Raw genomic sequence first — 25,982 nt, forward strand, 5'->3', positions numbered from 1 at the left:
CGACCGGGTCCAGGCGCGCGGCATTGGCGGCAGGCATGTAGCCAAAAGCCAGGCCTGCCAAGACGCCGAAGACCGCAAGGAGTCCGATCATTTCGACAAACCATGCCTATATTGGTTCTGGAGATCGATGCGGAGCGAAGGCAATGATATGTCCAACCAAAGAAGCTGTTGATACATTTGCGCATTGCCCAAGGGTGGAACCATACAATTGACCGACACAGATATCACCGACAAACGCCCTGAAACCCTTGGCGACGAGATCTTCGGCAAGATCCTCGACCTGATCCACAGCTGCGAGCTTGAGCCGGGGATGGTCGTCAACGAGTCGGCACTGGCCACGCGCTTCGGTGTCAGCCGTGGGCCGGTGCGCGAGGCAATCCGGCGCCTGCAAGGCATCCAACTCGTCTCGCGCGAGGCGTTCATGCGCGCCCGTGTCATTTCATTGTCGTCCCAGGCGATCCTTGAACTTTTCCAGATGCGGGAGGCGTTGGAGGGCTATGCTTGCAGGCTGGCGACCGGCCGCATGTCGGATGCGGAAATCGACGTGCTGATCGCCCGGCTGGAGCAGAGCCATTCGATCACCCCGCCCCCTTCGGCCGCCAAGCTGGACTTCCACGAGGCAATCGTGCGAGGCAGCGGCAACAGCCGCATCATCGACAGTCTTTGCGGCGATCTTTACCACCTGCTGCGCATCTATCGTCGCATCTCGGGCGCCGTTCCCGAGCGCAAGGAGCATGCATTCACCGAACACTGGCAGATTCTGCGCGCCGTCAAGAACCGCGATGCGGCATTGGCCGAGTCGCTGATGCGCTCGCATGTCGAGCGCGCCGGCCGCCATGTCCTTGCTCAGGTGCCCGCTTCGGACGGCAAGGCGCCCGGCGCGGCAAAGGACAGGCATCATGACAGCCAGGCATGACGTTCCCCGCGCCGCCGCCGGTCCCCCTGCCTCGGTCCGCCGGTCAGGATCGGCGGCACCCGAACGCTGACGGCGCTCCAATATGCGGCGCGGTATAAATCGGCCTGCACCGCTGATGCACCGCCTGCGCAGAGCGTTCCTCCCAGGCCGGTCCGGACCTGTCCTTGCGCCGAAGTCACAGAAATACTGTTCACAGTTTTATCTGAAAACGTGAAATATTTGGTATATATTTGTATTACCCCCTTAAAGATCTCTAGATTACACAAAAGTGTTGACATTTATTGCCGCGCGCGATTGGCTGGCCTTGCTTTAGATGTCCGGGCCCTGTCACATGAGCGCGGGGGCTTTAAGGCAGTAGAATCCAGGGCCAGCCTTTCTGGCGCCGAATGTGGTGCGATGAACCATGACCGCTTTTGCCAACCTCACGCAGCCCCGCGCCATAGGGCCCGCCACTCTTGCCGGCCCTGTCGGAAAGGCCGACGGATATCCACTTCCCTCACAGGAGTTCCACCATGACCACCGTGCCTGCCCCAAAGCCGGGTTTCTTTGCCGACGAAATGACCGAGCGCGTCTTTACCAGCCTTGTCGCCCTGGCCGCCGAGGTCTCGGTCCTGCGCGAGCGCGTCGCGCAGCTTGAAAAGGCACAGGGCATGGCAACCCCGGAGCCAGGCCCCGCAGCGGAATGTTTCGTGGCCGAAATCTTCGGGCATCTCGCCCAGCCCCTGCCCCAGATGTGAGGTGACGCCATGAGCGTTCATAAGATGAACCGGATCGCCACGGTCGAACACGACCTTGAGACCGCAGCCTATCAACGCTTCATCGGCCAGATGCGCAAGCTTTGGGCCGGGCCGCTGTATCGCCACCTGCGCGACCAGGCGAAGACCCTTGAGAAGGGGCCAGAATTCCACGCCAGGCTGCGCGCTCTGCCGACGCATCAGTTCTTCGCCTGGTTCGAATACAACCTGCAAAACATGAAATACACCACGCGCCGGGGCATCGTCGCCGCCGTGGAGAAGCACCGCGAACGGCTTGAGCGGGAACTGGACCAGCCACTGCCGCAGGGCCGGCTGACCGAGAGCCCCGCCATGGTGAAGCCGGATTACTATCTTGAGAACGACTTTCACCAGCATCCGGGCGGCGTCCATGGCGACAGCATCGCGGCGGTGGTCTATCGCGAGGGAGCGGGCGCGGCGGCGGGCGTGGTCGGCAAGGCTGGAATTCACGACCGTTTCGCCGGGGCGGCGCTTGGCGGCACCCTTCCCAAGCGCGTGCTGGACATCGGTTGCGGCTTCGGGCGCAGCACCCTGGCCTTTGCCAGGCTGGGCGCGGATGTCGAGGCGGTAGGCATCGACCTGTCGGCATCCTGCGTGCGTCTTTCGGCCCATCTGGCCGAGGCCGACGAGGCGGGCGCCCGCACCCGCTATATCCAGGCGGACGGTGCCGATATTCCGCTGCCCGATGGCGGCTTCGACGTGGTGACCTCGACCATGCTGCTGCATGAAATGCCGCCCGAGGCGATCCTGAAAATGTTCGCCGAAGCCTATCGCCTGCTGGCGCCGGGCGGGGTCATGGTGCATCTGGATTTCCTGCCGCCGGACGACGCCTTCCTGACCGATCTGTATCACGGCCATTCCGACCGCAATGCCGAGCCTTTCATGCATACGCTGGCCAAGATGGACCTGGAGGGCGATTGCAGGGTCATCGGCTTTCGCAGCTTCGGGACCGCCGATTTCGCCGAGGACGACAGCCCCAAGGGCGAGGCCTGGCGCCTGCCCTGGACCATCATCAAGGCCGTCAAATGATCCGCAGGGGCTTTGCCGACGTGCCCGGCGGGCAGGTGCATTATCGCGAATCCGGCCGGGGCGCCCCCCGCCCGCTGATCCTGCTGCACCCCTCGCCGGGATCGGGGCTGATGCTGGCCCCGCTGGTCCGGGCCATGGGCGAAAGCCGGCGCACCATCGCGCTGGATACGCGCGGCAACGGCGATTCCACCGCCCTGCCCGGCAGCCCCGAGATCGCGGATTTCGCCGCCGCGACGTGGCAGGCGCTGGACGCGCTTGGTATCGGGGAATGCGACCTGTTCGGCAGCCATACCGGCGCCAGCATCGCGCTGGAGGCCGCGATCCAGCGCCCCGACCGCGCCCGGCACCTGATCATCGACAATATGGGCCTGTGGTCGCCCGAACGGCAAAAGACGCAGATCGCCAGCAACTCGCCCGCGGTCAGGCCCGACATGATGGGTAGCCAATTCAACTGGGCCTGGCATTATTGCCGCGATCAGTTCCTGTTCGCGCCCTGGTATGACCGCCGGGCCGAAACCCGGCGCGATATCGACATGCCCTCGGCCGAGCGGCTGCACGAATTCGTCGTCGAGGTGCTGAAGGCGCTGGACAGCTATCACCTGTCCTATTCGGCCGTCGCCCGCTATCCCAAGCGCGACCGGCTGCCGCTTGTGAAGGTGCCGGTGCTGATCTCGTCCAACCCCTCGGACCCGCTGATGCGCTATGTCGAGGAAATCGCCGGCCTGGTGCAAGGCGCGCGCATCGAGATCTGCGGCGACCCGGAAACCGACGAGGGAGCGGCGCTGGCGGCCGCCGCCTATGGCCCGTTCCTGGATGGGGCTGCGCTGCCGGCATAGCCTTTCGGGATTACCGATCCCGCTTTAGGGGGCCCGCCGCAACTGTAGGCGCATCGCTTTGGGCCATGGCCCAAAGCAATCGGCAGAATCTGGAAGGACGCCCCAAACCCGCGCGCGAATCACGACGTGAAACCCTGGATCCGCGACCACGCAGCGCGCCAAAGGGGCACACCCCTTACAGATCCAGAATGGCCTTGATCACCCCCGCTTCGGGACGCGACCAGTCCTGGAACAGCGCGACCCCATCCGTCAGCGGGCCGCGATGGGTGTTCAGGGCACGGGTCGGCACCTGCCCCGCCCGCATCCGGGCGACCACCTCGGCGAAATCGTCGGGCTGGGCGTTGCGACTGGCGATCAGCGTGGCCTCGCGCTTGTGGAATTCGGGGTCCGAAAAACGGATCTCCTGACGCACCACCGACAAAAGCACATAGCGCGCGCCATGGGCGAGAAAGCCGAACCCCCGCTCGATGGGGGCGGCGGCGCCGGTGGCGTCGATCACCACGTCGAAGAAGGCGCCGCCGGTCAGGCGCGCGGCCTCTGCCTCGGCATCGCCATCGGCAAGCAGCACGGCGGCGGCGCCCAGGCTGTCGCGGGCGAAGTCCAGCCGGTCGCGGCGCATGTCCATGACCGTCACCTCGGCGCCGCGCGCGCGGGCGAAGATCGCGGCGGACATGCCTATCGGACCCGCCCCGGTGATCAGCACGCGGTCGCGCGCCGCGATCTGGCCGCGTTTGACGCCATGCGCGCCGATGGCCAGGAACTCGATCATGGCGGCATCATCAAGCGCGATCCCACCAGTCGGCACGAGATTGCGCGCCGGAACCGAGATCAGTTCGGCCATGCCGCCGTCGCGATGCACGCCCAGCACCTGGATATTGCAGCAGGCATTCGTCAGGCCCAGGCCGCAGGCATGGCATTGCCCGCAAGAAAGATAGGGCACCACATAGACCGGATCGCCGGGCTTCAATCCGCTGTCCGGGGGCGCGGCCTGGACAATGCCGGAAAGTTCGTGGCCCATCACGCGGGGATATTCCAGAAACGGATGCTTGCCGCCGAAGATGTGAAAGTCCGTGCCGCAGATGCCGACATGGCGGATGCGGACCAGCACCTCGTCCGGGGCGCGCGCGGGTTCAGGCCGGTCGATCAGGGCCAATTGGCCGGGCCGGTTGCAGATCAGCGCCTTCATGCGGCGTTCCTTTTGATGATCGCGGCCAGAACCGGAGCGGGCGTTCCGGCCCAATCCAGGAAAGCCCGCATGCGGCGCCGGACCTTCAGCGCGTGATTGTCCGAAATATCGGAGATCCTATGCGCCAGGAAGGGGTTCAGGAAGCGCGCCATGGTCGCATCGACATAGGCGCGCGCCTGATCGCCAAGGCCGCGCGCGGCAAAGCCCGGCAGCACCTCGTCGGCGTAAAGCGCATCCAGCCGGGCGCGGATCGCCGGATCGGCCAGGATCTGGCGCACGGTTTCCTGCGTGGGGCGGACGCCGTCCAGCCAAAGCTGCGCCAGATAGCTGTGGCCCAGGTTCAGGATATGCAGCTTCAGCCGCTCATGCGGTTCGATGCTGTCGGCAAGCTGGATCGCGGGATGGGTGCAGGGCATGACCAGGCCCGGCACCCGCTCGACCGCCCAAAGCGCATAGGGTTCGGCCACGGCGCCGACCGGCTCGATCGGTTCGGAGACGATGCGGTCGACCAGCGTATTGGCAAAGATCACCTCGCGGTCCAGCCAGTCCAGGAATTCGGGCGCGCCGCCCTCGGCCTGGGCTATCCCGCGCACGAGGCCGCGCAGCACCGGGCCGTTGCCCTGAACCAGTTCGCAGGGCAGGATCACCAGCCCCGCGCCGCCGGCCGCGAAACGCGCCCGCAAAAGCTGTGCCAGCCGGGCCGGAAAGCTTGATAGCGGCGCCTGCGCCCCTAGCCCGCGCCCGGCATCGGCAGGGTGCGGCGCATAGCCGGCATCGCCGGTGTTCGAGACGACAAAGCGCGCCTCATGGATGAAAAAACGCAGGATCCGGGGCCAGTCGGTGGCGACGGACAGGCCGCCGGCCACGCTTTTGACCTGGACGCGACGCTCGACGGGGCGGCCATCCTGAAGGCCCCGGATGATCACGGGATAACCCTGGGGCGCACCGAATGCCGCGACGCGACCCGCGCGGGCGGCCCCGCCCGAACCCGGACCCGAGCCCTGGATCACCATTACCGGCGGGACATCCTGGCCCGCTTCGCGCGCTTCGTGCAGGAACAGGTCCACATGGGCTTGCAGAAAGCGGCTGGTGCCGAATTGCAGGATCATACTGTTTTCCTGGATTTCAGGCCCCTGTCGCGGACCGATGCAGAACCGGGGCGGATGGCGGTGCCGCCCCGGCGACGTTCAGCGGATCAGCCCAAGCTGGGTCGGCAACCACAGGCTGATCGCGGGAATGAAGGTGATCAGCAAAAGCGCCGCGAAAAGCGGGATCATCCAGGGCAGGATGGCCAGTGCCGTCCGTTCGACCGACATTCGTGAGATCCGGGCCAGCACGAAAAGCACCATCCCCACCGGCGGCGTCAACAGGCCGATCATCAGGTTCAGCGTGACGATCAGGCCCAGGTGCACCGGATCGACGCCATAGCGCGCCGCCACCGGCATCAGGATCGGCACCAGGATCGAAATCGCGGCGATGGTATCCAGAAACGCCCCCACGATCAGCAGGATGATGTTCACGATGATCAGGAAGGTCCACCAGTTGTCGGTCAACGTGAACATCGCATCGGCGAAAAGCTGCGCCGCCTGACTGACCGTCAGCAGCCAGGCAAAGACCGATGCCGCGGTCACGATGAACAGCACCGAGGCCGTTGTTTCGATCGTGTCGAAACTGGCCTTGGCCAGGCTGCGGAAAGTCATGGTGCGATAGCGCACCAGGCCCAGGAACAGCGACCACAGCACGGCCGCGACGGCGGCCTCGGTCGGTGTGAACCAACCCATGGTCATGCCCCCGATCAGCAGCACCGGCGCCATCAGCGCCATCACCGCATGCCAGTCGAAATACCAGTCCAGCGCGATCAGCGCCGCCAGCCCGATCAGCACGGCCAGGTTCGTGGACAGCCCCAGCAGCGTCAGCCCATAGACCGCCAGCGGAAAGGACAGCACGATCACCACCTCAAGCGTGGCCGCCATCAGTTCCTTCAGATCGAAGGGCGTGTCCGAGCCCCAGCCCTTGGCGCGGGCAAAGACATAGACCGTCGCCATCATCAGCAGCGTCATCACGATGCCGGGCAGGATGCCGGCCATGAACAGCGCCCCGATCGAGGCATTGGCCATCATCCCGTAGATGACGAAGGGCAACGAGGGCGGAAAGATCGGTCCCAGCGTGGCCGAGGCGGCGGTGACACCCACGGCGGCCTCGACCGGATAGCCGTGATCCTTCATCGCCTTGATCTCGATGGTGCCGATGCCGGCGGCGTCGGCCAGAGCGGTCCCGGACATGCCGGAAAACACCACCGAGCCGATGATATTGACCTGCGCCAGCCCCCCCTTCATCCAGCCGACCAGCGACAGGGCGAAGTGATAGATGCGGCCGGTGACGCCCGCGATATTCATCAGGTTGCCCGCCAGGATGAAGAACGGCACGGCGATCAGGGGAAAGCTTTCGACCCCGGCGATCATGCGCTGCGCCGCGATGATGTCGGGCGCAACGTCATAGGTCAGCAGATAGGCCAGCGAGGCCACCGCCATCGAGACGGCAACGGGCAATCCGATGACCATCAGCAGCAGAAAGGATCCGATCAGAAGAAGCATGGTTCAGACTCCGCTCTCGCCCAGATCCGCAGCCTTCTCGCGGCAGGTCCGGTCATTGGTCATGTCCTTGACGAGGTTCTGCACACTGCGCAGCAGCATCAGCAGAAAGGCGACGAAGACGGTATAGAAGACGATGCCGCGCGGCAGATCGACGGTGACCATGCGTTCTCCGCCGACCACATCGATATAGCGCCACAGCAGCCAGGACATGTAGCCGAAGAAGCCCACGCTGATCACGTCCACCGTCACCTCCAGCCCACGCCGCACCGGGCGGGCCAGGAAGTTGTAAAGCAGATCCACGACGATATGGCGGCACATGCGCACGCACATGACCGCGCCCAGGAAGACGACGACGACCAGGCAGTTCGCCGCGATCTCCTCGGTCCAGGCCAGGCTGTTGTTCAGGGCATAACGGGTAAAGAATTGCAGGAAGATGCACAGCGCCATGCCCCAGAAGACGGCCAGGGTCACCCAGTCCTCGATGGCATAGGGGGACAGATCGACCGGCCCGACTTCTTCCTCGAAGGCATGCGCCATTTCCTCCACGCTCAGGGGCGTGTGGTCTTGATCGGCCATGGGATTGCTCCGAATGCGGGAAAAATGCCCGGCGCGCATGGGCGGCGCCGGGCCAGGGGGTTACTGGACGGCGCGGATGGCGTCGTAATCGGCCTGCTCATAGCCCAGCGAGGTCGCCGGCTGCTTTTCCAGCACGGCGGCCTCGAAGCTGGGCTTGTCCACTTCGGTCACGTTGACGCCATCGCCCTTGAACTTCTCGACCAACGCGGCCTCGCGCTCCTCGACGATCTTGGTGGCGCGTTCGGCGGCTTCCAGCATCACGTCGGAAAAGATCTTCTTGTCCTCGTCCGAAAGGCTGGCCCACAGCCTTTTCGAGACGACCGTGTTCAGGTGATCGACGATATGGCCGGTCAGCGCGATGTTCTTCTGCACCTCGTAGAACTTCTTCGCCTCGATGGTGGTCAGCGGGTTTTCCTGCGCGTCCACGGTGCCGTTCTGAAGCGCCAGATAAACCTCGGCGAAGGCGATGGGGGTCGTGTTCGCCCCGCAGGCGCGCGGCATCGCCAGATAGGCCGGCACGTCCGGCACCCGCATCTTGACGCCGTTCAGATCGGCGCAGGTCTTGATTTCCTTGTTCGCGGTGGTGTGGCGCGTGCCATAATAGGTCACGGCGGTGATATGGTTGCCCGAAGCCTTCTCATAGCCGTCGGCCAGGCGCTTGAAGACATCGCTTTTGGTATAGGCCAGCAGATGCGACGGATCGCGGAACATATAGGGATAATAGGTCACGCCGATCGGCTTGAAATCGCGCGAGGCGAAGCTGGAGCCCGAGATGATGATATCCACGGTCCCAAGCTTCAGGCCCTGGTTCAGATCGGCCTCTTTGCCCAATTGCGAGGCGGGGAACACATCGACCTTGTAGCGGCCTTCGGTGCGCTTGCCGATCTCTTCGGCCGCCCAGACGGATTCGGTGTGGAAAGGCTCGGATGTCTCATAGACATGCGCCCATTTCAGGCTGGTCTGCGCCTGGGCGACGGCGGCGCTGGCCATCAGCGCGGCGGCCCCCAGCAGGGTCTTGATCGTGAACTTCATGCTTCTCCTCCCATCAGCGTCGGTTCATTGGCATTCGGTATCAGGACTGATCGGCCAAAAGGCTCTCGGTATATCTCCTGGCGGATTCGTTCAGGTGGTGGCGCATCGCCTCGCGCGCGGCGCCGGGATCGGACAGGGCGATGGCGTCGCGGATCGCGCCATGCTCGGCCAAGGCCAGACGCCAGCTTCGAGGCCCCTCGAAATGGCTGGAAAACCGCGCGAACAGGGGCGAAAGCCGCTTTTCATAGATCGCCACGGTGAAATTCGTCAGCAGCGCATTGCCGAGACTGGCAGCCACGGTTTGGTGAAACGCCCCGTCCAGCGCGATGGCGCGCGGCGTGTCGTTCAGGGCCAGGCCCATCTGGTGCAGGTTGGCGTCCAGCGCCGCGACCAGCATGGGGCTTGCCTGCCGCGCGGCCTCTTCGGCGATGGCGCTTTCGACGATGGCGCGGGCCTGAAGGATCTCCATCGGTCCCTCGCCTTCGGACCGGCCAGGCGCTGGAGTTGCGGATTCGACCAGATAGACGCCCGAGCCCATGCGGATCTCGACCCGGCCCTCGACCTCAAGCGCGATCAGCGCCTCGCGCAGGGATGGACGCGACACGCCAAGCGCATCGGAAAGATCCCGCTCGGACGGCAGGCGGTCGCCAGGACCAAGGCCATGTCCGCTGGCCAACGCAAGGATCTGGTCGGCCACCAGCCGGTATTGCCGGCGGGGCCTTGCGTCGATGTTCATCCCGCCCCTCCCTGTCGCACCGCCTCCCCGCGATGCGGGGCCCGAAGGCCCGGCTTGATCGGTCGCGCTAAACTGGTTTGACCAATTCGCACGATATGAGCAGGCCCGCTGTCGAGTCAATATTTTTCTGGTATGCCAGATGGATGCGGTCAGGCCAGTTTCGTCAATCCGAAGCGGGCGGCCACCTGCCATTCGCGGTCCTCCGGCGCCAAGGGGGCCAGCATATCGGCAAAAGCGATCCAGATCCGGCGGGCAAGCCCGTATCCCGGCCACCATGCATCCTTACTTCGCTTGTGTGCCATCTGCATACACAAGACATTATGACCCCAGCCCGGTAATTGCTTTCGGCCCTGGGCTTTGGCATCCTGGGCCAAAGGACGCCCCATGACCGACGCGCCGCAAAAGCCCCATCTCGCGCCCCGGCTCTATCGCCAGGCGGCCGAAGCCCTTGCGGCCGAGATCGCCTCGGGCACCATGCCGGGCGGCAGCCGACTGACCCAGGCGGGGCTGGCACGGCGCTTTGGCATCAGCCGCGCCCCGGCCAGGCTGACGCTGGACGATCTAGCCTTGCGCGGCCTTGTCATCCGCGACGCGGAAGGCCGCTATCTGGTCCGGGGGCCCGGTGCCGAACGCGCCCCCGCCCCCAGGGACACGCCCCTGACGCCACGCAGTAGTTGGGAAATACTTTATCCCCAGATCGAGCTTGCGATCGTCGCCCGCGCCTCGATCGGCACATGGCGGTTGAACGAGGCCGCGCTGGCACGCCATTGCGGCACCAGCCGAACCGTCGCGCGCGACGTGATCGCCCGGCTTCAGCAGCGCGGGATCATCCGCAAGGATGACAGCAGCCGCTGGCTTGTCCCCGCGCTGACACAGCAGAGCCTGGATGAGCTTTACGAGCTGCGCTGGCTTCTAGAGCCGGTGGCGATGGAGAAGGCCGTGCCCCGCCTGCCGCTCGGCCTGCTGGAGCGGATGCAGGCCGAGCTTGAGGCCGCGATGGCGCGCGACGCCCATCCCGACGGCACGCTGCTGGACCGGCTGGAGCACCGGCTGCATGTCGAATTGTTGTCCCATTCCGGCCATGACGCCTTGATGCGGGCGATCAGCCTGCCGCAATCGTTGCTGGTCGCGCATCACTACCTGTATCAGGTGACGCTGAACCTGTTTGGGACCGAACCATTCCTGGCCGAGCATCTGGAAATCTTGCGGTATCTGCGGAAGGGGGATCTGGCCTCGGCCAAGGCGGCGTTGGTCGCGCACCTGCGCATCTCGCGGCGCCGGGCCATGCTGCGGATCGAGGCGGTGCGGGACATGCCCCCGCCCGAGCCGCTGTCCTGGATGGAGCCGCTTTGACGCCCCGCGCTCCGATACGCAAAGGACCGCCCCAAGGGGCGGCCCCATCATCGGTCACCTATTCCCAGGCTCAGCCGTTGTAGCGCGCGAAGCCGCGCGCCGAGGGTGCCGTGAACAACCCGCCCATCAGCAGCGGGCGCAGCACGCGGCTGCCGCTCAGCGTCGTCGCAAGCTCGGGCGCCTGGTCCTGCCCCCAGCGCAGCGCCAGAACGGCGGTGTCGATAAGGTTGGCCGCAATCTCGGCCTCCGAGGCGTCGGACAGGGTGGGCAGGACAAAGACCACATGATCCACCTTGTCGCGCAATCCGGTCAGGATCGCCGACAGCGCGCGATATTGGCCCGGCACCAGCAGGTCGGCATTCACCCCCTCGGCCATCGAGACCACGGCGGGGCGGCCCGGCTGGGCCAGGCCCGCGATGCGGCTGGCCGCCTGCGCCGGGTCGATCTGGCCCAGAGCGGTCAGGCTGTAATGACCGGGCTGGCCGTTGAACAGCCGCGCATGTTCCGGCGCGATCGAGATCAGCGCCACGCGCGCGTCATGCGCCGCCATTTCCGAGGCGAGCCAGCCCGCCGTCTGCGCCCGCCCCTCGCCCCGGTGGCACGAGGCGATGCCGGCGATCAACGCGCCGTAATCGGGGCGGCGCTGTTGCAGATCGGCGACCAGGCCGCGCAGCACGCGGCGCACGGCATCGGATTGCGGCGACACCAGAAGCCCGCTGGGCTTGACCACATAGGACGAGCGAACGCCGGGCAGAAGCCCCAGATAGCGCAGGCCCAGCCCGTCGCGCAGATCGCTGATGCGCAGCAGGCGATTGTCCATCACCTCGCGCAGGAAGGCGATGCCGCAGCCAAGCACCAGGCCGCCGAACAGCGCCAGGATCAGCGTGCGCGTGATCTTGGGCGAAGATGCCTCATCGGGCGGCACGGCCTGGGCGATGACGCGGGCCGGCGCGCGCTGGAAGCTTTCGCGCTGCGCCGCGGTGGCAAGCTCGCCCAGCATCGACTGATAGAGGCTGCGCTTGGCGTCGGCCTCGCGCTGCAATTCGTCCAGTTGGATCGATTTCTGCGCGTCGGCATTGGCGAGGCCGCGCAGGTCGCCCACCTGGGCTTCGGTCGCGACGATCTGGCGACGGATGGCGGCTTGCTGGGTGTCCAGCCGCTCGACCATCTGGCCGGCCTCCTGCATCATCACGTCGCGCAGGCGCTGCTGCTCGGCCCGGTTGCGCGCGACCGTATCGCTGCGCGCCCCCCAGCGCGAGACAAGATCCTGCTCTTCCGAGACGAGGCTGGCATAGCGGGTCTGGAAATCCTTCATCGCGGGGCTGGCGATGTCGCCGCCCAGCGTGCCGTCCAGAAGCCCGCCGACCTGACCCGAGGCGATGACGCTGCGGATCTTCTCTTGCGTGCTATGGGCGGTGATCAGATCCTGGCGCAGCCGGATCAGCAGGTCATTGGCGTTCGAAAGCTCGGCCTGCGAGGGCAGCACCCCCAGGTTCATCTTGTAAAGATCGTTCGCCTGGCGGTAATTCGCGACGGCGGCATCGGCTGTCTTGACCTCTTGGCCCAGGACGCGGACCCGCTGCTCAAGCCAGCCATGGATACGGCGGGTATCGGCGTTGGCCGAGTCGCTGGCGGCAAGGAAATACTGGTCGACCAGGACATTGGCGGCACGGGCGGCAAAGACCGGATCCTTCGAGGTATAGCTTACATCGATCGCATAGGTGCCGCCATCGCGCGAGATGTCGAAATTCTCCATCATGTCGCGGCGGATCGCCTCTTCGGTGGCGGCGCGGGTGGCGTCGGCATCCAGGCCCTTGGGCAGACCGCCCATGCCCAGCACAGCCTTCACGCCCCGGATCGCCTTGCGCAGCAGGCTGGCATTATCCTCGGGCGGCTGGTCGAACAGGCCCAGTTCGCGGGCGACACGGGTGGTCACGTCGCGCGATTCCAGGATCTTGATCTCGCTGTCCACGACCAGCGCGTCCGAGATCATCGCCGTCTGCGCCTCGACCGGCGTGAGCGAGTTCGAGATGCGCGGGTCCACCACCAGGGCGGCACGCGCCGTATATTCGGGCGTCGCGGTCATCACATAGGCCAGCGCCAGCAGCGCCATGGCCAGCATCATGCCGCCGATCAATTTCCACTGCCTGCGAAACCCGCCGCCGATCGCGCGCAGCGTCGAAGCCAGATCGACCTCGGGAATGACGATTTCGCGTTGCGCCTCGGGCAGACGGCGCCACTGACGGTCATTCTGTATCATGCGGCCATCTCCTTGGGTCCGGGTTGCAGCATGCTTGGCACCTTGTTCGTGGCGGCAGCATGGGCGTGGGCAAACAGTTCGATATCCGGCGCGCAAAGCACCTCCAGCTTATGGCGCTGCTCGTCGGTCATATGGAAGGGTTTGTCCTTTCCAGCACTGTTGTAATGCGGAATCCACGGCTTGACACCGAAGAGCCGCGCGAAATCGCGTGCGAAGCCGTCAAGATCCTCAAGAAAGCCGATCAGGGCAAAGCGCGACATGTTGCGTTTGGCCAGGATCATCGCCTCGGCCTCCTGCTCGGGCGTGACCGTGGCCATGCCGCTGAAATAGCGCAGCTTGTGCAGCGCCTGACGGCGACCGTGATCGCTGGCCAGATATTCGTCGAAATCGCCATGGAAGGTCTTGGTGCGCAGATCCATGCGATAGTTCGAGATCGTCCGCGCCAACGGGTCGCGCAGGATGGTGACATAGGAATACTTCTCGCCGAAATGCTGCCAGGCGCATTCCGAGAACAGGAAATGCCCATGCACCAGCCGGGCCTGGTGGCTCATATGCATCAGCAGAAGCGTCTCGCGCACGCGGCTGATCGCCTCGGCATTCGGGCCTTCGTCGTGATAGCTGTCATCATCGCGGCCGGTGTTCTGGATCGCCATGGCCGAGCGTAACGAGGGCGAGTCGATGATCCCGATCTCGCGATGCAGGGGAACCGTCGCATAAAGCGCCTCGCTGACCGAGGTGCCGCCGCATTTCGGCACATGCATGAAGACGCAGGGCTTGCGCAGCCCCCCCGCTGTGCGCAGCGTGCGCCCGAGATAAAGCCGCGAGCGGCGTTTGAACTTGGAAAAGGACGGTAACTTTGTCATATCTTTACTCACCTTCGCCCCCGCGTCCTTGGCGCGAGGGATAATGGATAAACGGCGGGGCATGTGCGGCAATGCTGGTGGCCAGAATTGCCATGCAGGTCAACATGAATTCGTGCTGGCGGAACAAAAACGGCTCGACCAGGCTGACGTTCACCGCCAGGACAAGCAGCAGGAAACAGCTTACCGACAGGGCAGACCCCGAGACGCGGTAATAGCGGTATCCCCGGCGCAGCGCGGTCCCGATCAGGACGAACATCGCGCTAAGCCCGATCAGGCCGGTTCCGACCATGATATCGGCCATGAAATTGTGAAACGAGGGCACGGTCGCCCCCGCGCGCAGGACGCCGTAATGCTCGGCCGCATATTGCGGCATCTGCCAGAAGCCGCCATAGCCGAAGCCGATCAGCGGCGCTTGCGCGGCCACATGCGCGGCGATGGACCAAAGCTCGGTCCGGCCGGTCAGTGTCGAACTTTTGCCGGTGGCACGGAAGAATTCACCCAAGGGGTCGATCCCGGCGATGGACAGAAGCAGCGGCCCCAGGCCCAGGCCCAGCACCCCCAGCGCGATCCCTCCGTAACGCAGCGCCGGATGCAGCCGCTGGCGGTTCAGCAGCAGCAGCAGCACGATATAGCAAGGCATCAGCAGCATCGCCGTCATCGACTGCGACAGAACCACGCAGATCGCCCCGAAGACGAAGCTGGCCGGAGTCAGCCAGCGCAGCCAGGTCCGAACCTGGTCCGGGCGCATCAGCAGGACCGTCACCGACAGCAGCACCGCGACATGCGAGAAATGCCCGAGCAGGTTCTTGTTGGTGTAAAGCCCCAGCAGGCCGCCGGAATCCGCGTAAACGGGCTGCAAGGCGCCGGTCAACCAGTTCGCGACGGACATGAAGGACACCGCCGACAGCAAGCCCCACAGCACCAGCACCACCTGGCGGGGGGTGAAGCGCCAGCCCAGATAGATCGCGATCAGCATCGTCATCGTGACCTGCACGCCCGAGACCAGGCTGGTGCTGCGGCTGCCCGACCAGACCACCGAGGCAAGGCAGACCGCAGGATAAAGCAGAAGCTGCCAGTTGCGCGTGACCATGACGTAATAGCTGCGCCATATCATCGCTACGCGGGCCATGAACATGCTGTAGACGGCCAGCCAGGCGATGGAACCCATATGCCAGCGGCTAAACAGTTCCGACATCGCCAGGATCGTCAGGCAGATCAGCGCCCAGTCATAGGCCAGCCAATAGACCCTTTGGCCGACGCCCGGAACCCGGAACCCGGCGGGCAGTATCATCGGCGAGGCGGTCACAGCGACCATTGGCCGAACTCCTGCCCGGTCATGCGCCGCAATTCGGCAATATCCTCGCGAAGCTCGTCGCGCATCCGCTGCTGAAGCGCGACCGGGAAGCGCGGCGATTCGCGCTTGGGGCCGCGTGCCAGCAGGCTGCGCAGCATGCCGCGCAGCCTCGGCCCCATCAGCGCCGTCAGCAGCGGGCGCAGCGGGCCGTGGCTGAGCTTCAGCAAGGGCCGGGGCACGCGCGACAATTCGCTGTTGCCATTGTGCTTCTGCATCTGCGGCACGGCCATCGGCCCGGCACCGATATGGGCCAGGATCCGGTCCAGCACCTGCTGCGGCCGAGCTATGAAATCCTCGAAGCAGACCACCAGGATCTGCTCGGGGCGGAACACCTCGTGATAGGCACGCAACTGCCGCGCATAATGGCTGGTATCCATGATGCTGAGATATTCGTGCTGTCCCGCCATCTGCGCCGGGGTCTCGCTTACCTCGCCCATGTTCCAGGAATGCTCGTATTGCGACATGGCGCGCTTGACCGGATCGCGCAGGACATAGACCAGACGCACCTGCGGGCATTCGGCATGGATGCGCCGGGCCACGCCGGGAAAATCCATGACCTTGGCATAGTTGGGGCTGATCTCGCCACGGAGGGGGCGGCCGACGTCGAACTGGCCCAGATACCAGTCGGAACCGCGACCGTGATTCTTCTCGGGGATGAAGTAATCCGTCTCTTTCATCCGGGCCATCGAGATCTGCGGATGGGTCGACAGGATGTCGTGCAGCAGCGTCGTGCCCGCCCGCATGGTCCCGATCACGATGAAATCGACAAGCGCGCGACCCACGACCGGAGAGCCGTTCTCGCCGATCCTGGTTTCAATGTGCATCACGGGATCCCCCAGACTACATCACATGCTGCACCAGGAAATAGGCTTCCCAGTATCTTGGCGCATATTCGGCCCCGGCAGGGCGGGGAAAGTTGATGTCCCAGCGTCGGGCGCGCACATCCACATGCTCACGCTTCATGTAATACTTGCACGACTGGGATTCGTGCATCTCGATCGCGCGGACCTTGGTTTCATAATCCTGGGTCACATCGACGAACCAGTTCGGCCGGAAGGTCATGTCGTGATCGACGCCCTCGGCCAGCAGAAGCATGGGGCGCCAGGTCGCGCGGCGCACCGCGATCTGCACCGCCGCCTCGACCGCGACATGGTCCTGATGCGCGGTGCGGCTTTCGCCGGTGAAATGCGTCAGCACGACCTCGGGACGCCATTCCTGCAACAACCCCTCGATCCAGCGCACCAGATCGCCGGAGGTCTGAACATAGCCGTCCGAGAAATCACCAAAGACCAGTTCGGCCCCGATACTTTCTGCGGCGCGGCGCGCCTCGTTCATGCGATCCCACGAGGCGACATCGGCGCCGTTCTCGCCGCGCGTGACTACAACCATCGCCACGCGCCAGCCTTCACGGCGCAACTTTGACAGGAATCCGAAGCAGGCAATCTCTGCATCGTCGGGATGCGCGAAGACGGTCAATGCCGTCCGTGAAGTGTCGGAGTTGGCTTGCTGAATAACCATACCTTGCTTACTCTTAAAAAACTGATCGGCGGAACTGCGCCTAGTAGGTTACAGTTTTATAGACGCACGCGGGCTTGTCGACGTAAAATTTCAGTAAATTGCCTCATACTATCTCAAACGACAGGTAACGACGGGCAAAAAATAGGCAGAGCCTTGTGGCGTCGTTTTTTGCATAGGCAACATTTCGCTCATACCTAAAAAGATAGTCTCGCAACTTTGGGATGCGATGCCGCATAGCGATTCGCCGCACTTATAGATAAAATTTTAGATTTTTCAGCGCGGTTGAAAATAGAATGAAATGGTTTTCCGAAACGTGCGCGACAACTGGTTCGCTCTATGGCTGCGTCCGAACAGATCGGTTTAGGGATCGTTTCGCAGGTGCAGCAACTTTCTGCCGATGACCCAAATCCACGTTGACAGAACGCGTGCCAACATCAAGTTTCAAGCATGAGTTCTGTTTTTTCCTCTAGGGCCTAGCCTGCTTCACAGGCCCAGATAACAGTGGTTGGTAAATGTTCCAGGAACGTGTCTCCGTGTCTTCCGACACCCTCAAGGCTAACGCGCATGCCAGCGAGCGGCCTCTTTATCATAGCCAAAGCCATGCCGCGCGCGGCGCCTACGCCAGCTTCGGCAAGCGAATCATTGACATCAGCGGTGCCCTTGCAATCGGCACCATCTTTCTGCCCCTGATCCTGGCGGTCGCCCTCATCGTCCGCTTCCAGGGCGGCAGCATGATTTTTGGGCATGAGCGGATCGGTAAAAATGGACGCAGTTTCCACTGCCTCAAGTTCCGCACCATGGTCATGGATGCCGACCGGCGCCTGAAGGAGTTGCTTGAGCGCGACCCGGCCGCCCGCGCCGAGTGGGAACAGCATCGCAAGCTGGACAACGACCCCCGGATCACCCGGCTGGGTAATATCCTGCGCAAGACCAGCCTGGACGAGCTGCCGCAGCTTTGGAACGTGATTCGCGGCGACATGAGCCTGGTCGGCCCCCGCCCCGTCACCGCCAAGGAACTGCATGAGAAATATGCCGAATCCTCGGCCGCCTATATGTCCGTGCGTCCCGGCCTGACCGGACCCTGGCAGGTCAGCGGGCGCAACAACATCTCTTACGAAGAGCGGGTGCGGATGGATCGGCACTATGCCCAGACCCATTCCCTGCCGCAGGATATCGCTATTCTTGCGCGGACCGTGATGGTTGTGGTGGGAGCGACCGGGAAGTAAGCGGATCGAACCCGGGCTTTCGCCGCAAGGCGACCCAGCTATTGCCCTTGATCAGGAAGACCACAGCCGCGACAAGGTTCGCGGTCAGGATGCCGATGATCACCGCGACCCAGCCGAAGCCCAGGATTGCCGCGCCGAAAAGCGTGGCAATCAAGCCGAGGACGATGCCTATGATAAGAATGCCCACCATGATACTCATATTTAAGCATGCCTTTATGATGTATTCCAGACGGAATATTTCAATCCCAGATGGAGCTTTTGGGTCAATCCATGTCACGCCGTGAGAACGCCGCCGGGTTGATCGACTCGATTCTGCTGATCATCACGCGGATCGGCGCGAACTTCCTTGCCCTGGCCTGGACCCTGCTGCTGGTCAGGCTGCTGCAACCCGAGGCCGCGGGGATCGCGATTCAGGCGATATCCGTGGCACAGATCCTGTCTATTCTGGTGACGCTGAACGTCGAATCGGCGTCGGTCACGGTCATCGTGCCGGCGCGCCAACACGAACGGCATGCCGAGGCGGCCTCGTATATCCGGTTCAACCGCAACATCATGCTGCTGACCCTGCCCGCGCTGGCCTCGGTCGCGCTGGCGGCCTATCTTCTGGGCGTGCGGATGCCCGAGACGCCCGCGACCATCGCCTCGATAGCGATAGCGGTGGTGCTGGTGGCGCTGGCCCGGCTGTCCTCGCGCCACGCGACGGCGCTGGGGGTGATGCGCAAGGGGATGCTGCCGCGCATGCTGACCGGGCCGGTGGTGCTGACCGCCGGGCTGGGACTGGCCTACCTGGCCGGTATCCCGCTGCTGCCCTGGCATGTGGTGCTGCTGTTCGCCCTGTCCGAGGGGCTGACGGTCATCATCCAGAACCTGCTTCTGCGCAGGGACTTCGCCTTTCTGAAAGAACATCGCGAACCCGCCGGCGACCGGCTTCGCTGGACCGGGCTGGGGCTGTGGCTGACGCCGGGCCTGGTGATGACCGAATATCGCAAGGCGATTCTGATCGCCACCACCGGCCTGGTGCTGACCGGGGCCGAGACCAGCCTTTTCGCCGTCGCCTTCTCGATCATCAATTTCATCAATTTCGGCATCTCGGCGGTGGACGTGGCCTTCAGCCCGCGCATCGCCCAGGCCATGGCCGCCAACCAGCCGCAGCGCCGCGACAAGCTTCTGGCGGCGGCGATGGCGATCAAGGTCGCCGGCTGGGTGCTGGGCGCCGCCCTGGTGCTTTGCATCGGCCAGATGGCCCTGGGCTGGTTCGGCCCGGAATACCGCGCCGCCGATAACGCGCTGCTGATCATGCTGCTGATCCCGGCGGTGCTGATCGTCTGCGGGCCGTCCTCGATGCTGCTGTCATCGGGTGGGTTCGGGCGCGCGGATTTCGTCGGCAACCTGCTGGGCGCCATCGCCTGCATCGGCGCGATCACGGGTCTTGGCTGGCTTTACGGCGTGACCGGCGCGGCCGCGGGGACCGTGATCGCCCAGGTTGTCCAGCAGACGGTGATGATGATCCAATGCCGCAACCGCCTGGGCTTCGCGGGCAGCCTGTCCTGCCTGCGCCACCTCGCGCCTGGCCCCCGCGCGCCGATGGCCACATGACCGTCATGCCGCAGATCGAGACCCCCCCGCAGGTCCAGGGCGAGGAAGTGCTGATCGTCGTTCCCGCCCTGAACGAGGAAACCGCGATTGAACCCTGCCTGCGCTCGCTTCTGGCGGGGGATGCGCGGTTGGCCCAGGCCACGCTGGTCGTGGCCGATGGCGGCAGCCGCGACCGCACGCGCCTGATCGTCACGGATCTGGCCGGCGAATTTCCCAATATCCGCCTGATCGACAATCCCCGGCGCCTGCAATCCGCGGGCATCAACCGGGCCGTCGCCGAATGCGCGGGGCCTGGGCACCGCGTGCTGCTGCGCGCCGATGCCCATGCGCTATATCCCCCCGGCTATGCCATGACCGCCGCCGATCTGCTGGTGCAAAAGGGCACGGCCTCGGTCGTGGTCCCGATGGATTCGCAGGGGAAGAGCTGCTTTCAGAAAGCGGCGGCCTGGATCGTGGACACGAAGGTCGGCTCGGGCGGCTCTGCCCATCGTGGCGGGCGCGCCTCGGCCGAGGTCGATCACGGCCATCATGCCGCGATGGATCTGGACTGGTTCCGCCGCGTCGGCGGCTATGATCCCGAATTCAGCCATAACGAGGATGCCGAGCTGGACCATCGCCTTCGCCAGGCCGGAGGCCGGATCTGGCTGGCGGCCGAATTGCGGCTGGACTATTGGATGCGCGACCGGCTGTCCCGGCTGGGGCGGCAATACCTGGCCTATGGTCGCGGCCGGGCGCGCACGGTCAGCAAGCACGGCATGCGGCCCCGGCTGCGCCAGATCGCGCCGGCGATCAACCTGATCCTGCTGGCCCTGGGCCTGGTCCTTGCATTGCTGGGCTGGCTCTCGGGCAGCGCCGGGCTGACTGCTCTGGGCCTGGTCTGGCCGGGGCTTTACCTGGCGCTGCTGGCGGGTGCCTCGGTCGCCATGGCCCTGCGTCACCGCAGCCTTTGCGGGCTGTGGTCCGGGCCGGCTCTGGCGGCGATGCACCTGCCCTGGGGCTTCGGATTCCTTCAAGGACTTTACAGATACAGGAGCCTGCGCCATGCGCGTTGATATCGTCATGTGCACCTTTCGCCGCCCGCAGGTCGGCGAAGCCATCGAGGCCATCGGCCGGATGCGCCGCCTGGAAGGGCTGGACCTGCGCCTGATCATCGCCGACAACGACGATACCCCCAGCGGCCGCGAGGCGGTCGAGGCGGCGGCGGCCCTGCTGCCTTTTCCGCTGATCTATGTCCATGCGCCCGCGCGCAACATCTCGATCGCGCGCAATGCCTGCCTGGACGCGGCCGAGGATGCCGAATGGGTCGCGGGCCTGGACGACGACGAGATCGTCGAGCCCGACTGGCTGGCCGAGATGCTGGCCGCCGCCCAAGCCGCCGGCGCGCAGGCCGCCATCGGCAAGGTCATCGCCGATTATCCGCCCGAGACGCCCGACTGGGTGCGCACGCTGGACTATCACTCCAGCTATCCCGAGCGCGAGACGGTGCCGACCGCCAACAGCGGCAATGCCATCATGCGCTGGAAGGGCACGCCCTGGCACGGCGAACGCTATGACCTGGCGCGCGGCAAGACCGGCGGCGAGGATACCGAGTTCTTCCTGCGCCTTCAGCGCATGGGCATGCGCACCGTCGCCGCCCCCAAGGCCCGCGTCAGCGAGGCGGTGCCCGCGAATCGCCAGACCCTGGAATGGCTGGCGGCGCGCCGCTTCCGCATGGGCCAGACCCATGTCGTCACCGCGCGGACGCCGGTGCAACGCATGGCGCTTTTGGCCGGGGCGGCGGCCAAGGCGGCCTATTGCCGGCTTCAGGAAAAGCGCCATGCCGATGACGAAACCAAGCGCAATTTCTGGTATCTGCGCGGGCAATTGCATCGCGGCGTCGTGACCGAGATCACCACCCGCCGGCCCCAGGCCCAGCTTTACGGGCAAGACGGCGCATGATGCAGGATCTGCCCGCGCGCGGCCTGAAGGTCGCGGTTTTCGGCTTCGACGTGGCCGAAGCCTCGCAGATCCGGCGCATCCGGGCGCTGCGGGCCTTGGGCTGCGAGGTGATCTCGTTCTGCCAACGGCGCGAGGGCAGCCCGGATTTCGCCCCGGAATGGAGGAATGTCGATCTGGGGCTGGTGCGGCATCAGGACATCAAGGGCCGTGCCCTGGGGCTGGGCCAGGCCGTGCGCCGGGCGCTGGCGTGCTGGCGCGATCTGGCCCAGGCCGATCTGATCGTCGCGCGCAATCTGGACCTGGCGCTGATCGCCCTGGCCGCGCGCCGGCTCGCCAGCCTTCGCGCCGGGCGCAGGCAGCCGCCGCTGGTCTATGAATGCCTGGACATCCACGACCTGATGACCGCGCCGGGCCGCAAGGGCCAGGTCATGCGCCTGGCCGAACGGCGGGTGCTTTCCCGCGCGGCGCTGGTGGTCGTCAGTTCGCCCGGCTTCACCGAGAATTATTTCCGCCCCGTGCAGAACTATCGCGGCCCGGTCGCGCTGGTCGAGAACAAGCTTTGGCTGGACCCCGCGCTGGGGATGCAGCGGCCCGTGGCCTCGGCGCGCCCCGATGGGCCGATCACCATCGGGCTTGTCGGCTCGATCCGCTGCCGCGCCTCGGTCGATCTGCTGTTCCGCACCGCCGAACTGATGGGCGACCGGCTGCGGCTGCGCTTCTCGGGCGCGCTGCACGAACATGCGCTGGACGATTTCCACGGCGCGCTGGCCCGGCATCCGAATGCCGAATGGACCGGCCCCTATCCCTATCCGCAGGGCCTGCCGCAAGCCTATGCCGGCTGCGATCTGGTCTGGGCACAGGACATGTGGCAGCGCGGCACGAACAGCGACTGGCTGCTGCCGAACCGCATCTACGAGGCAAGCTGGTGCGGCTGCCCGCAGGTGGCGCTGGCCCAGACCCAGACCGGCAAGCGCATCGCCCAGGACGGGCTGGGCTGGACCGTCGAGGCGCCCGATCCGGCGGAACTGGCGGCGCTGCTGTCGGATCTGGACCCCCCGCGACTGGCCCAGATGCGCGAGGATCTGCTTGCCCGCCCGGCCGCCGCATTCGTGCAATCCCCGGCCGAGCTTTTGCCCATGCTGACCCCGGCCCTGCGCCGCGCCTGACGCTTGCCGCGCCGCCTTCGGGGCGCTAGTCAGGGGGCGACAGGAAAGGGGCCGACATGCGCCAATATCTCGACGCCTTGCGCCTGGTGCTGGACCGGGGCAGCCGTTCGACCGACCGGACCGGAACGGGCACCATCTCGCATTTCGGGATGCAATGCCGTTATCCGCTGGCTGACGGCTTTCCGCTGGTCACGACGAAAAAGCTGCACCTGAAATCCATCGTCCACGAATTGCTGTGGTTCCTGTCGGGCGACACGAACATCCGTTATCTTCAGGAAAACGGCGTCTCGATCTGGAACGAATGGGCGGATGAAAGCGGCGATCTGGGGCCGGTCTATGGCCATCAATGGCGGCATTTCCCGACCATCCGCGAACAGGATGGCCGCGTGGTCGTGGGCGAGGTGGACCAGATCGCCGAACTGGTCGAACGCATCCGCAAGACGCCGGATTCGCGCCGGCTGATCGTCTCGGCCTGGAACCCCGGAGAGGTGGACCAGATGGCCCTGCCCCCCTGCCATACGCTGTGGCAGGTGCGGGTGCAGGACGGGCGGCTGTCGCTGCAACTGTATCAGCGCTCGGCCGACATGTTCCTGGGGGTGCCGTTCAACATCGCCTCTTATGCGCTGCTGACGCATATGCTGGCCCATGTGACGGGATACGCGCCCGGCGACTTCATCCACACCATGGGCGACGCGCATATCTACCTGAACCATCTGGACCAGGTTCAGACCCAGCTTGCGCGCGAACCCCGTCCCCTGCCCCGGCTGCGGATCGCCCGGCAGGTCGAGTCGATCTTTGATTTCCGCTTCGAGGATTTCGAATTTCTGGATTACGATCCCGCGCCCGCGATCAAGGCGCCGGTTGCGGTATGATCTCGCTGATCGCGGCGCGGGCGCGCAACGGCGCCATCGGCAAGGCCAACCGCATCCCCTGGCACATCCCGGAGGATCTGAAGCTGTTCCAGCGCGAGACATTGGGCGGCGCGATCCTGATGGGCCGCCGCACCTGGGACAGCCTGCCGGTAAAGCCGCTGAAGAACCGCCTGAACATCGTCGTCTCGCGGGACAGGACGCTGGCGCCGCATGTGGTCGGCAGCATCGGCGAGGGCATCGCGCTGGCCCGCGCCCAGGGCCATGCCCGCATCTACGGCATCGGCGGCGAGGCGATCTATCGCGAGATGCTGGACCTTGCCGACCGCCTGCTGATCACCGAGGTGGACCTGACCATCCCGGATGCCGACGCCTTCTTTCCCGATTTCGCCGAACGCGACTGGCGCGAACTGGACCGCCGCGGCATCGAATGCGACGGCCCCGCCTGCGTCTTTCGCGAGCTTCTGCGCCGCTAAAGCGCCGTCCAGCCGCCATCGACCGAGATGGTCGTCCCGGTGATCTGATCGGCTGCGGCCGAACACAGAAAAACCGTGGTGCCGCCCAGTTCCTCGACCGTGGCGAAGGTTTTCGAGGGCTGGCGCTCCAGCATCACCTTCTCGATCACCTCGTCGCGGGTCATGCCATGGGTCTTCATCTGGTCGGGGATCTGCGCCTCGACCAGCGGCGTCAGCACATAGCCGGGACAGATGGCGTTGCAGGTGATCTTTTCGCGGGCCGTCTCAAGCGCGGTGACCTTGGTAAAGCCGACCACGCCATGCTTGGCCGCGACATAGGCCGACTTGAACGGGCTGGCGGTCAGGCCATGGGCCGAGGCGATGTTGATAATGCGCCCCCAGCCCGCCTCGCGCATGATCGGCAACGCGGCGGCGGTGGTGTGAAAGGCCGAACTCAGGTTGATCGCGATGATCGCGTTCCATTTCTCGACCGGAAAGTCGGGAATGGGCGCGACATGCTGGATGCCAGCGTTGTTGACCAGGATGTCGCAAGCCCCCGCCTTCTGGATCAGGGCGCGGCAATCCTCGGCTTTGGACATGTCGGCCGCGATATAGCGGACCTGGATGCCATGCTCATCGGCCAGCCGCGCGGCCAGGGCGTGATCCTCGTCCCGGTCGGTAAAGCTGTTCAGCACCAGATCGGCCCCCGCCTTGGCCAGTTCGATCGCCACGCCCAGCCCGATGCCGGAATTCGACCCGGTTACCACCGCCGTCTTACCGCTTAGGAACTTCTGAAACATCGCCCATCTCCGTATGATATTTTCCAGCGCAGAATGGAAAAAACGCCACGCCAAAACAAGAGCATCCGGCGACCAAAGTTCCCGCACGACAGCCCTGCGCAGGACCGAAATGGGTCACAAAAATGTGCTATCACAATGACTTGTCGGCCATAATTAGCGCACGAAGTTTCACGCTTTCGGGAGGTGGCTTTCGCTTTGTGCCGGGGGTGATATGCAGGCGGTCTCCTATCTCAACACTATCGAGACATATCATGAAAATCGCAGCTTACGCAGCACTCGCCCTGACCACCGCCGCTTCGGCCGCCCATGCTGGTGGTTACGCGGCCCCCGTCGTGGAGGCCCCGGTCGCCGCTGCGCCGGTCGTCATCGCGCCGGAAAGCGACTGGACGGGCTTCTATGCCGGTCTGCAATACGGCAAGGGCGACGCCAAACTGAAATTCGACGGCGACGAGGCCAAGGAAGATTTCAACGCCTATGGTCTGCATGCCGGCTATCTGCATGATTTCGGCCAGTTCGTCGCCGGCGGCGAGATCGACTACAACAAGCTTGACTTCGACAATAGCGAGGATGGCGACCTGTGGCGCGCCCGCGCCCGCGCCGGCTACGACCTGGGCCGCTTCCTGCCCTATGTCACGCTGGGCGCCGCGCATATCAAGGGCGGCGACCTTTCGGAAACCGGCCTGACCTATGGCCTTGGCGCCGATTACAAGGTCACCGAGCAGTTCTCGGTCGGCGCCGAATACAGCCGCAACGACTTCAAGGATGTCGAGAACGTGGACAACCTGGATCTGGATACCAACCTGGTGCAGATCCGCGCCTCGTATCGCTTCTGATCCCGCCCGTTTCCGTCAAGCGCGCCCCCGGTCTTTCCGGGGGCGTTTTCATATCCGCAAGAGACTGAGAGCG

The 25,982-nt window shown here is 64.9% G+C and carries 27 protein-coding genes; 13 read left to right on the forward strand and 14 right to left on the reverse strand.

Annotated elements, in window-relative coordinates:
* Positions 1-208: 208 nt before the first annotated feature.
* The 4 genes from QM682_RS09115 (at position 209) to QM682_RS09130 (ending at position 3,554) form a co-directional block, all read left to right on the forward strand.
* Positions 209-916: a GntR family transcriptional regulator gene (locus tag QM682_RS09115; protein ID WP_415128944.1), complete on the forward strand. Its 708-nt coding sequence runs from the start codon at positions 209-211 to the stop codon at positions 914-916.
* 512 nt (positions 917-1,428) lie between these two features.
* Positions 1,429-1,653: a hypothetical protein gene (locus QM682_RS09120; protein WP_415128949.1), complete on the forward strand. Its 225-nt coding sequence runs from the start codon at positions 1,429-1,431 to the stop codon at positions 1,651-1,653.
* Positions 1,654-1,662: 9 nt separating this feature from the next.
* Positions 1,663-2,718, forward strand: coding sequence for a class I SAM-dependent methyltransferase (locus QM682_RS09125; protein ID WP_415128951.1), 1,056 nt, complete (start codon positions 1,663-1,665; stop codon positions 2,716-2,718).
* On the forward strand, positions 2,715-3,554 hold the full coding sequence (locus QM682_RS09130) for an alpha/beta hydrolase (RefSeq protein WP_415128953.1): 840 nt from the start codon (positions 2,715-2,717) through the stop codon (positions 3,552-3,554). The genes QM682_RS09125 and QM682_RS09130 overlap by 4 nt, the downstream gene beginning before the upstream one ends.
* A gap of 175 nt (positions 3,555-3,729) precedes the next feature.
* Here QM682_RS09130 and QM682_RS09135 read toward each other — a convergent pair whose 3' ends face one another.
* The 7 genes from QM682_RS09135 to QM682_RS09165 all read right to left on the reverse strand — a co-directional run bounded on the left by QM682_RS09135 (position 3,730) and on the right by QM682_RS09165 (position 10,052).
* Positions 3,730-4,740 (reverse strand): zinc-binding alcohol dehydrogenase family protein, encoded by a 1,011-nt coding sequence (locus QM682_RS09135; protein ID WP_415128955.1) that lies wholly within the window; start codon positions 4,738-4,740, stop codon positions 3,730-3,732.
* Positions 4,737-5,849 (reverse strand): mannitol dehydrogenase family protein, encoded by a 1,113-nt coding sequence (locus tag QM682_RS09140; RefSeq protein WP_415128957.1) that lies wholly within the window; start codon positions 5,847-5,849, stop codon positions 4,737-4,739. The genes QM682_RS09135 and QM682_RS09140 overlap by 4 nt, the downstream gene beginning before the upstream one ends.
* Positions 5,850-5,927: 78 nt before the next feature.
* Positions 5,928-7,334 carry a TRAP transporter large permease gene (locus tag QM682_RS09145; protein WP_415128959.1) on the reverse strand — a complete coding sequence of 469 codons (1,407 nt, stop codon included), beginning with the start codon at positions 7,332-7,334 and terminating at the stop codon, positions 5,928-5,930.
* Between the two features lie 3 nt (positions 7,335-7,337).
* A complete protein-coding gene (locus tag QM682_RS09150) occupies positions 7,338-7,910 on the reverse strand; it encodes a TRAP transporter small permease (RefSeq protein WP_415128961.1) in 573 nt (190 codons plus the stop codon).
* A 60-nt stretch (positions 7,911-7,970) separates the two neighbouring features.
* On the reverse strand, positions 7,971-8,942 hold the full coding sequence (locus QM682_RS09155) for a sialic acid TRAP transporter substrate-binding protein SiaP (RefSeq protein WP_415128963.1): 972 nt from the start codon (positions 8,940-8,942) through the stop codon (positions 7,971-7,973).
* Between the two features lie 40 nt (positions 8,943-8,982).
* On the reverse strand, positions 8,983-9,678 hold the full coding sequence (locus tag QM682_RS09160) for a FadR/GntR family transcriptional regulator (RefSeq protein WP_415128965.1): 696 nt from the start codon (positions 9,676-9,678) through the stop codon (positions 8,983-8,985).
* Positions 9,679-9,827: 149 nt separating this feature from the next.
* A complete protein-coding gene (locus tag QM682_RS09165) occupies positions 9,828-10,052 on the reverse strand; it encodes a hypothetical protein (RefSeq protein WP_415128967.1) in 225 nt (74 codons plus the stop codon).
* A gap of 10 nt (positions 10,053-10,062) precedes the next feature.
* On the opposite strand from QM682_RS09165, the gene QM682_RS09170 reads away from it, so the two are divergent.
* Positions 10,063-11,031, forward strand: a complete 969-nt coding sequence (locus tag QM682_RS09170; RefSeq protein WP_415128969.1) for an FCD domain-containing protein — start codon at positions 10,063-10,065, stop codon at positions 11,029-11,031.
* A 70-nt stretch (positions 11,032-11,101) separates the two neighbouring features.
* Here the strand turns inward: QM682_RS09170 and QM682_RS09175 are convergent, their stop codons facing one another.
* From QM682_RS09175 to QM682_RS09195, 5 genes are read right to left on the reverse strand one after another with little or no spacing between them, the layout of a single operon-like run.
* Entirely contained in the window at positions 11,102-13,291 is a 2,190-nt protein-coding gene (locus QM682_RS09175) for a GumC family protein (protein ID WP_415128971.1), read from the reverse strand.
* Positions 13,288-14,154, reverse strand: a complete 867-nt coding sequence (locus tag QM682_RS09180) for a sulfotransferase family 2 domain-containing protein (protein ID WP_415128973.1) — start codon at positions 14,152-14,154, stop codon at positions 13,288-13,290. The genes QM682_RS09175 and QM682_RS09180 overlap by 4 nt, the downstream gene beginning before the upstream one ends.
* Before the next feature lie 4 nt (positions 14,155-14,158).
* A complete protein-coding gene (locus QM682_RS09185; RefSeq protein ID WP_415128975.1) occupies positions 14,159-15,469 on the reverse strand; it encodes an O-antigen ligase family protein in 1,311 nt (436 codons plus the stop codon).
* Entirely contained in the window at positions 15,457-16,332 is an 876-nt protein-coding gene (locus QM682_RS09190) for a sulfotransferase family protein (RefSeq protein WP_415128977.1), read from the reverse strand. The genes QM682_RS09185 and QM682_RS09190 overlap by 13 nt, the downstream gene beginning before the upstream one ends.
* 16 nt (positions 16,333-16,348) lie before the next feature.
* Positions 16,349-17,026 (reverse strand): PIG-L deacetylase family protein, encoded by a 678-nt coding sequence (locus QM682_RS09195; protein ID WP_415128979.1) that lies wholly within the window; start codon positions 17,024-17,026, stop codon positions 16,349-16,351.
* 512 nt (positions 17,027-17,538) lie between these two features.
* On the opposite strand from QM682_RS09195, the gene QM682_RS09200 reads away from it, so the two are divergent.
* Positions 17,539-18,252: a sugar transferase gene (locus QM682_RS09200; protein WP_415128981.1), complete on the forward strand. Its 714-nt coding sequence runs from the start codon at positions 17,539-17,541 to the stop codon at positions 18,250-18,252.
* Here QM682_RS09200 and QM682_RS09205 read toward each other — a convergent pair.
* Positions 18,203-18,451 carry a hypothetical protein gene (locus tag QM682_RS09205; RefSeq protein WP_415128983.1) on the reverse strand — a complete coding sequence of 83 codons (249 nt, stop codon included), beginning with the start codon at positions 18,449-18,451 and terminating at the stop codon, positions 18,203-18,205. The genes QM682_RS09200 and QM682_RS09205 overlap by 50 nt on opposite strands.
* A gap of 71 nt (positions 18,452-18,522) precedes the next feature.
* Here QM682_RS09205 and QM682_RS09210 point away from each other — a divergent pair, with 71 nt between their 5' ends.
* The 6 genes from QM682_RS09210 to QM682_RS09235 are packed head-to-tail and all read left to right on the forward strand — an operon-like array spanning position 18,523 to position 24,297.
* Entirely contained in the window at positions 18,523-19,848 is a 1,326-nt protein-coding gene (locus QM682_RS09210) for a lipopolysaccharide biosynthesis protein (protein WP_415128985.1), read from the forward strand.
* Entirely contained in the window at positions 19,845-20,900 is a 1,056-nt protein-coding gene (locus tag QM682_RS09215) for a glycosyltransferase family 2 protein (RefSeq protein ID WP_415128987.1), read from the forward strand. Before QM682_RS09210 ends, QM682_RS09215 begins: the two co-directional genes overlap by 4 nt.
* Positions 20,890-21,786, forward strand: coding sequence for a glycosyltransferase (locus tag QM682_RS09220; RefSeq protein WP_415128989.1), 897 nt, complete (start codon positions 20,890-20,892; stop codon positions 21,784-21,786). The genes QM682_RS09215 and QM682_RS09220 overlap by 11 nt, the downstream gene beginning before the upstream one ends.
* Positions 21,783-22,952, forward strand: coding sequence for a glycosyltransferase (locus QM682_RS09225; protein ID WP_415128991.1), 1,170 nt, complete (start codon positions 21,783-21,785; stop codon positions 22,950-22,952). Before QM682_RS09220 ends, QM682_RS09225 begins: the two co-directional genes overlap by 4 nt.
* Before the next feature lie 56 nt (positions 22,953-23,008).
* The gene (locus QM682_RS09230) at positions 23,009-23,824 is read left to right on the forward strand and encodes a thymidylate synthase (protein ID WP_415128993.1); all 816 of its coding nucleotides are present in this window, start codon (positions 23,009-23,011) and stop codon (positions 23,822-23,824) included.
* Positions 23,821-24,297 (forward strand): dihydrofolate reductase, encoded by a 477-nt coding sequence (locus QM682_RS09235; protein WP_415128995.1) that lies wholly within the window; start codon positions 23,821-23,823, stop codon positions 24,295-24,297. The genes QM682_RS09230 and QM682_RS09235 overlap by 4 nt, the downstream gene beginning before the upstream one ends.
* Here the strand turns inward: QM682_RS09235 and QM682_RS09240 are convergent.
* A complete protein-coding gene (locus QM682_RS09240; protein ID WP_415128997.1) occupies positions 24,294-25,076 on the reverse strand; it encodes a 3-hydroxybutyrate dehydrogenase in 783 nt (260 codons plus the stop codon). The genes QM682_RS09235 and QM682_RS09240 overlap by 4 nt on opposite strands.
* Before the next feature lie 251 nt (positions 25,077-25,327).
* Between QM682_RS09240 and QM682_RS09245 the strand changes: the two genes are divergently transcribed.
* Positions 25,328-25,909, forward strand: coding sequence for an outer membrane protein (locus QM682_RS09245; protein ID WP_415128999.1), 582 nt, complete (start codon positions 25,328-25,330; stop codon positions 25,907-25,909).
* The last annotated feature ends 73 nt before the right edge of the window (positions 25,910-25,982 follow it).

This window comes from Paracoccus sp. (in: a-proteobacteria) (genome assembly GCF_047605025.1).
In the GTDB taxonomy this organism is placed as follows: domain Bacteria; phylum Pseudomonadota; class Alphaproteobacteria; order Rhodobacterales; family Rhodobacteraceae; genus Paracoccus.

Excerpts from the sequence above, each read along its gene's own strand:
- QM682_RS09240 (WP_415128997.1), bottom strand. The coding sequence starts at position 25,076 with ATGTTTCAGAAGTTCCTAAGCGGTAAGACGGCGGTGGTAACCGGGTCG.
- QM682_RS09180 (WP_415128973.1), bottom strand. The coding sequence starts at position 14,154 with ATGACAAAGTTACCGTCCTTTTCCAAGTTCAAACGCCGCTCGCGGCTT.
- QM682_RS09210 (WP_415128985.1), top strand. The coding sequence starts at position 18,523 with ATGTCACGCCGTGAGAACGCCGCCGGGTTGATCGACTCGATTCTGCTG.
- QM682_RS09185 (WP_415128975.1), bottom strand. The coding sequence starts at position 15,469 with ATGGTCGCTGTGACCGCCTCGCCGATGATACTGCCCGCCGGGTTCCGG.
- QM682_RS09235 (WP_415128995.1), top strand. The coding sequence starts at position 23,821 with ATGATCTCGCTGATCGCGGCGCGGGCGCGCAACGGCGCCATCGGCAAG.
- QM682_RS09245 (WP_415128999.1), top strand. The coding sequence starts at position 25,328 with ATGAAAATCGCAGCTTACGCAGCACTCGCCCTGACCACCGCCGCTTCG.
- QM682_RS09140 (WP_415128957.1), bottom strand. The coding sequence starts at position 5,849 with ATGATCCTGCAATTCGGCACCAGCCGCTTTCTGCAAGCCCATGTGGAC.
- QM682_RS09150 (WP_415128961.1), bottom strand. The coding sequence starts at position 7,910 with ATGGCCGATCAAGACCACACGCCCCTGAGCGTGGAGGAAATGGCGCAT.
- QM682_RS09205 (WP_415128983.1), bottom strand. The coding sequence starts at position 18,451 with ATGAGTATCATGGTGGGCATTCTTATCATAGGCATCGTCCTCGGCTTG.
- QM682_RS09155 (WP_415128963.1), bottom strand. The coding sequence starts at position 8,942 with ATGAAGTTCACGATCAAGACCCTGCTGGGGGCCGCCGCGCTGATGGCC.
- QM682_RS09230 (WP_415128993.1), top strand. The coding sequence starts at position 23,009 with ATGCGCCAATATCTCGACGCCTTGCGCCTGGTGCTGGACCGGGGCAGC.
- QM682_RS09175 (WP_415128971.1), bottom strand. The coding sequence starts at position 13,291 with ATGATACAGAATGACCGTCAGTGGCGCCGTCTGCCCGAGGCGCAACGC.
- QM682_RS09190 (WP_415128977.1), bottom strand. The coding sequence starts at position 16,332 with ATGCACATTGAAACCAGGATCGGCGAGAACGGCTCTCCGGTCGTGGGT.
- QM682_RS09200 (WP_415128981.1), top strand. The coding sequence starts at position 17,539 with ATGTTCCAGGAACGTGTCTCCGTGTCTTCCGACACCCTCAAGGCTAAC.
- QM682_RS09145 (WP_415128959.1), bottom strand. The coding sequence starts at position 7,334 with ATGCTTCTTCTGATCGGATCCTTTCTGCTGCTGATGGTCATCGGATTG.
- QM682_RS09225 (WP_415128991.1), top strand. The coding sequence starts at position 21,783 with ATGATGCAGGATCTGCCCGCGCGCGGCCTGAAGGTCGCGGTTTTCGGC.
- QM682_RS09195 (WP_415128979.1), bottom strand. The coding sequence starts at position 17,026 with ATGGTTATTCAGCAAGCCAACTCCGACACTTCACGGACGGCATTGACC.
- QM682_RS09130 (WP_415128953.1), top strand. The coding sequence starts at position 2,715 with ATGATCCGCAGGGGCTTTGCCGACGTGCCCGGCGGGCAGGTGCATTAT.
- QM682_RS09135 (WP_415128955.1), bottom strand. The coding sequence starts at position 4,740 with ATGAAGGCGCTGATCTGCAACCGGCCCGGCCAATTGGCCCTGATCGAC.
- QM682_RS09125 (WP_415128951.1), top strand. The coding sequence starts at position 1,663 with ATGAGCGTTCATAAGATGAACCGGATCGCCACGGTCGAACACGACCTT.
- QM682_RS09215 (WP_415128987.1), top strand. The coding sequence starts at position 19,845 with ATGACCGTCATGCCGCAGATCGAGACCCCCCCGCAGGTCCAGGGCGAG.
- QM682_RS09160 (WP_415128965.1), bottom strand. The coding sequence starts at position 9,678 with ATGAACATCGACGCAAGGCCCCGCCGGCAATACCGGCTGGTGGCCGAC.
- QM682_RS09170 (WP_415128969.1), top strand. The coding sequence starts at position 10,063 with ATGACCGACGCGCCGCAAAAGCCCCATCTCGCGCCCCGGCTCTATCGC.
- QM682_RS09220 (WP_415128989.1), top strand. The coding sequence starts at position 20,890 with ATGCGCGTTGATATCGTCATGTGCACCTTTCGCCGCCCGCAGGTCGGC.
- QM682_RS09120 (WP_415128949.1), top strand. The coding sequence starts at position 1,429 with ATGACCACCGTGCCTGCCCCAAAGCCGGGTTTCTTTGCCGACGAAATG.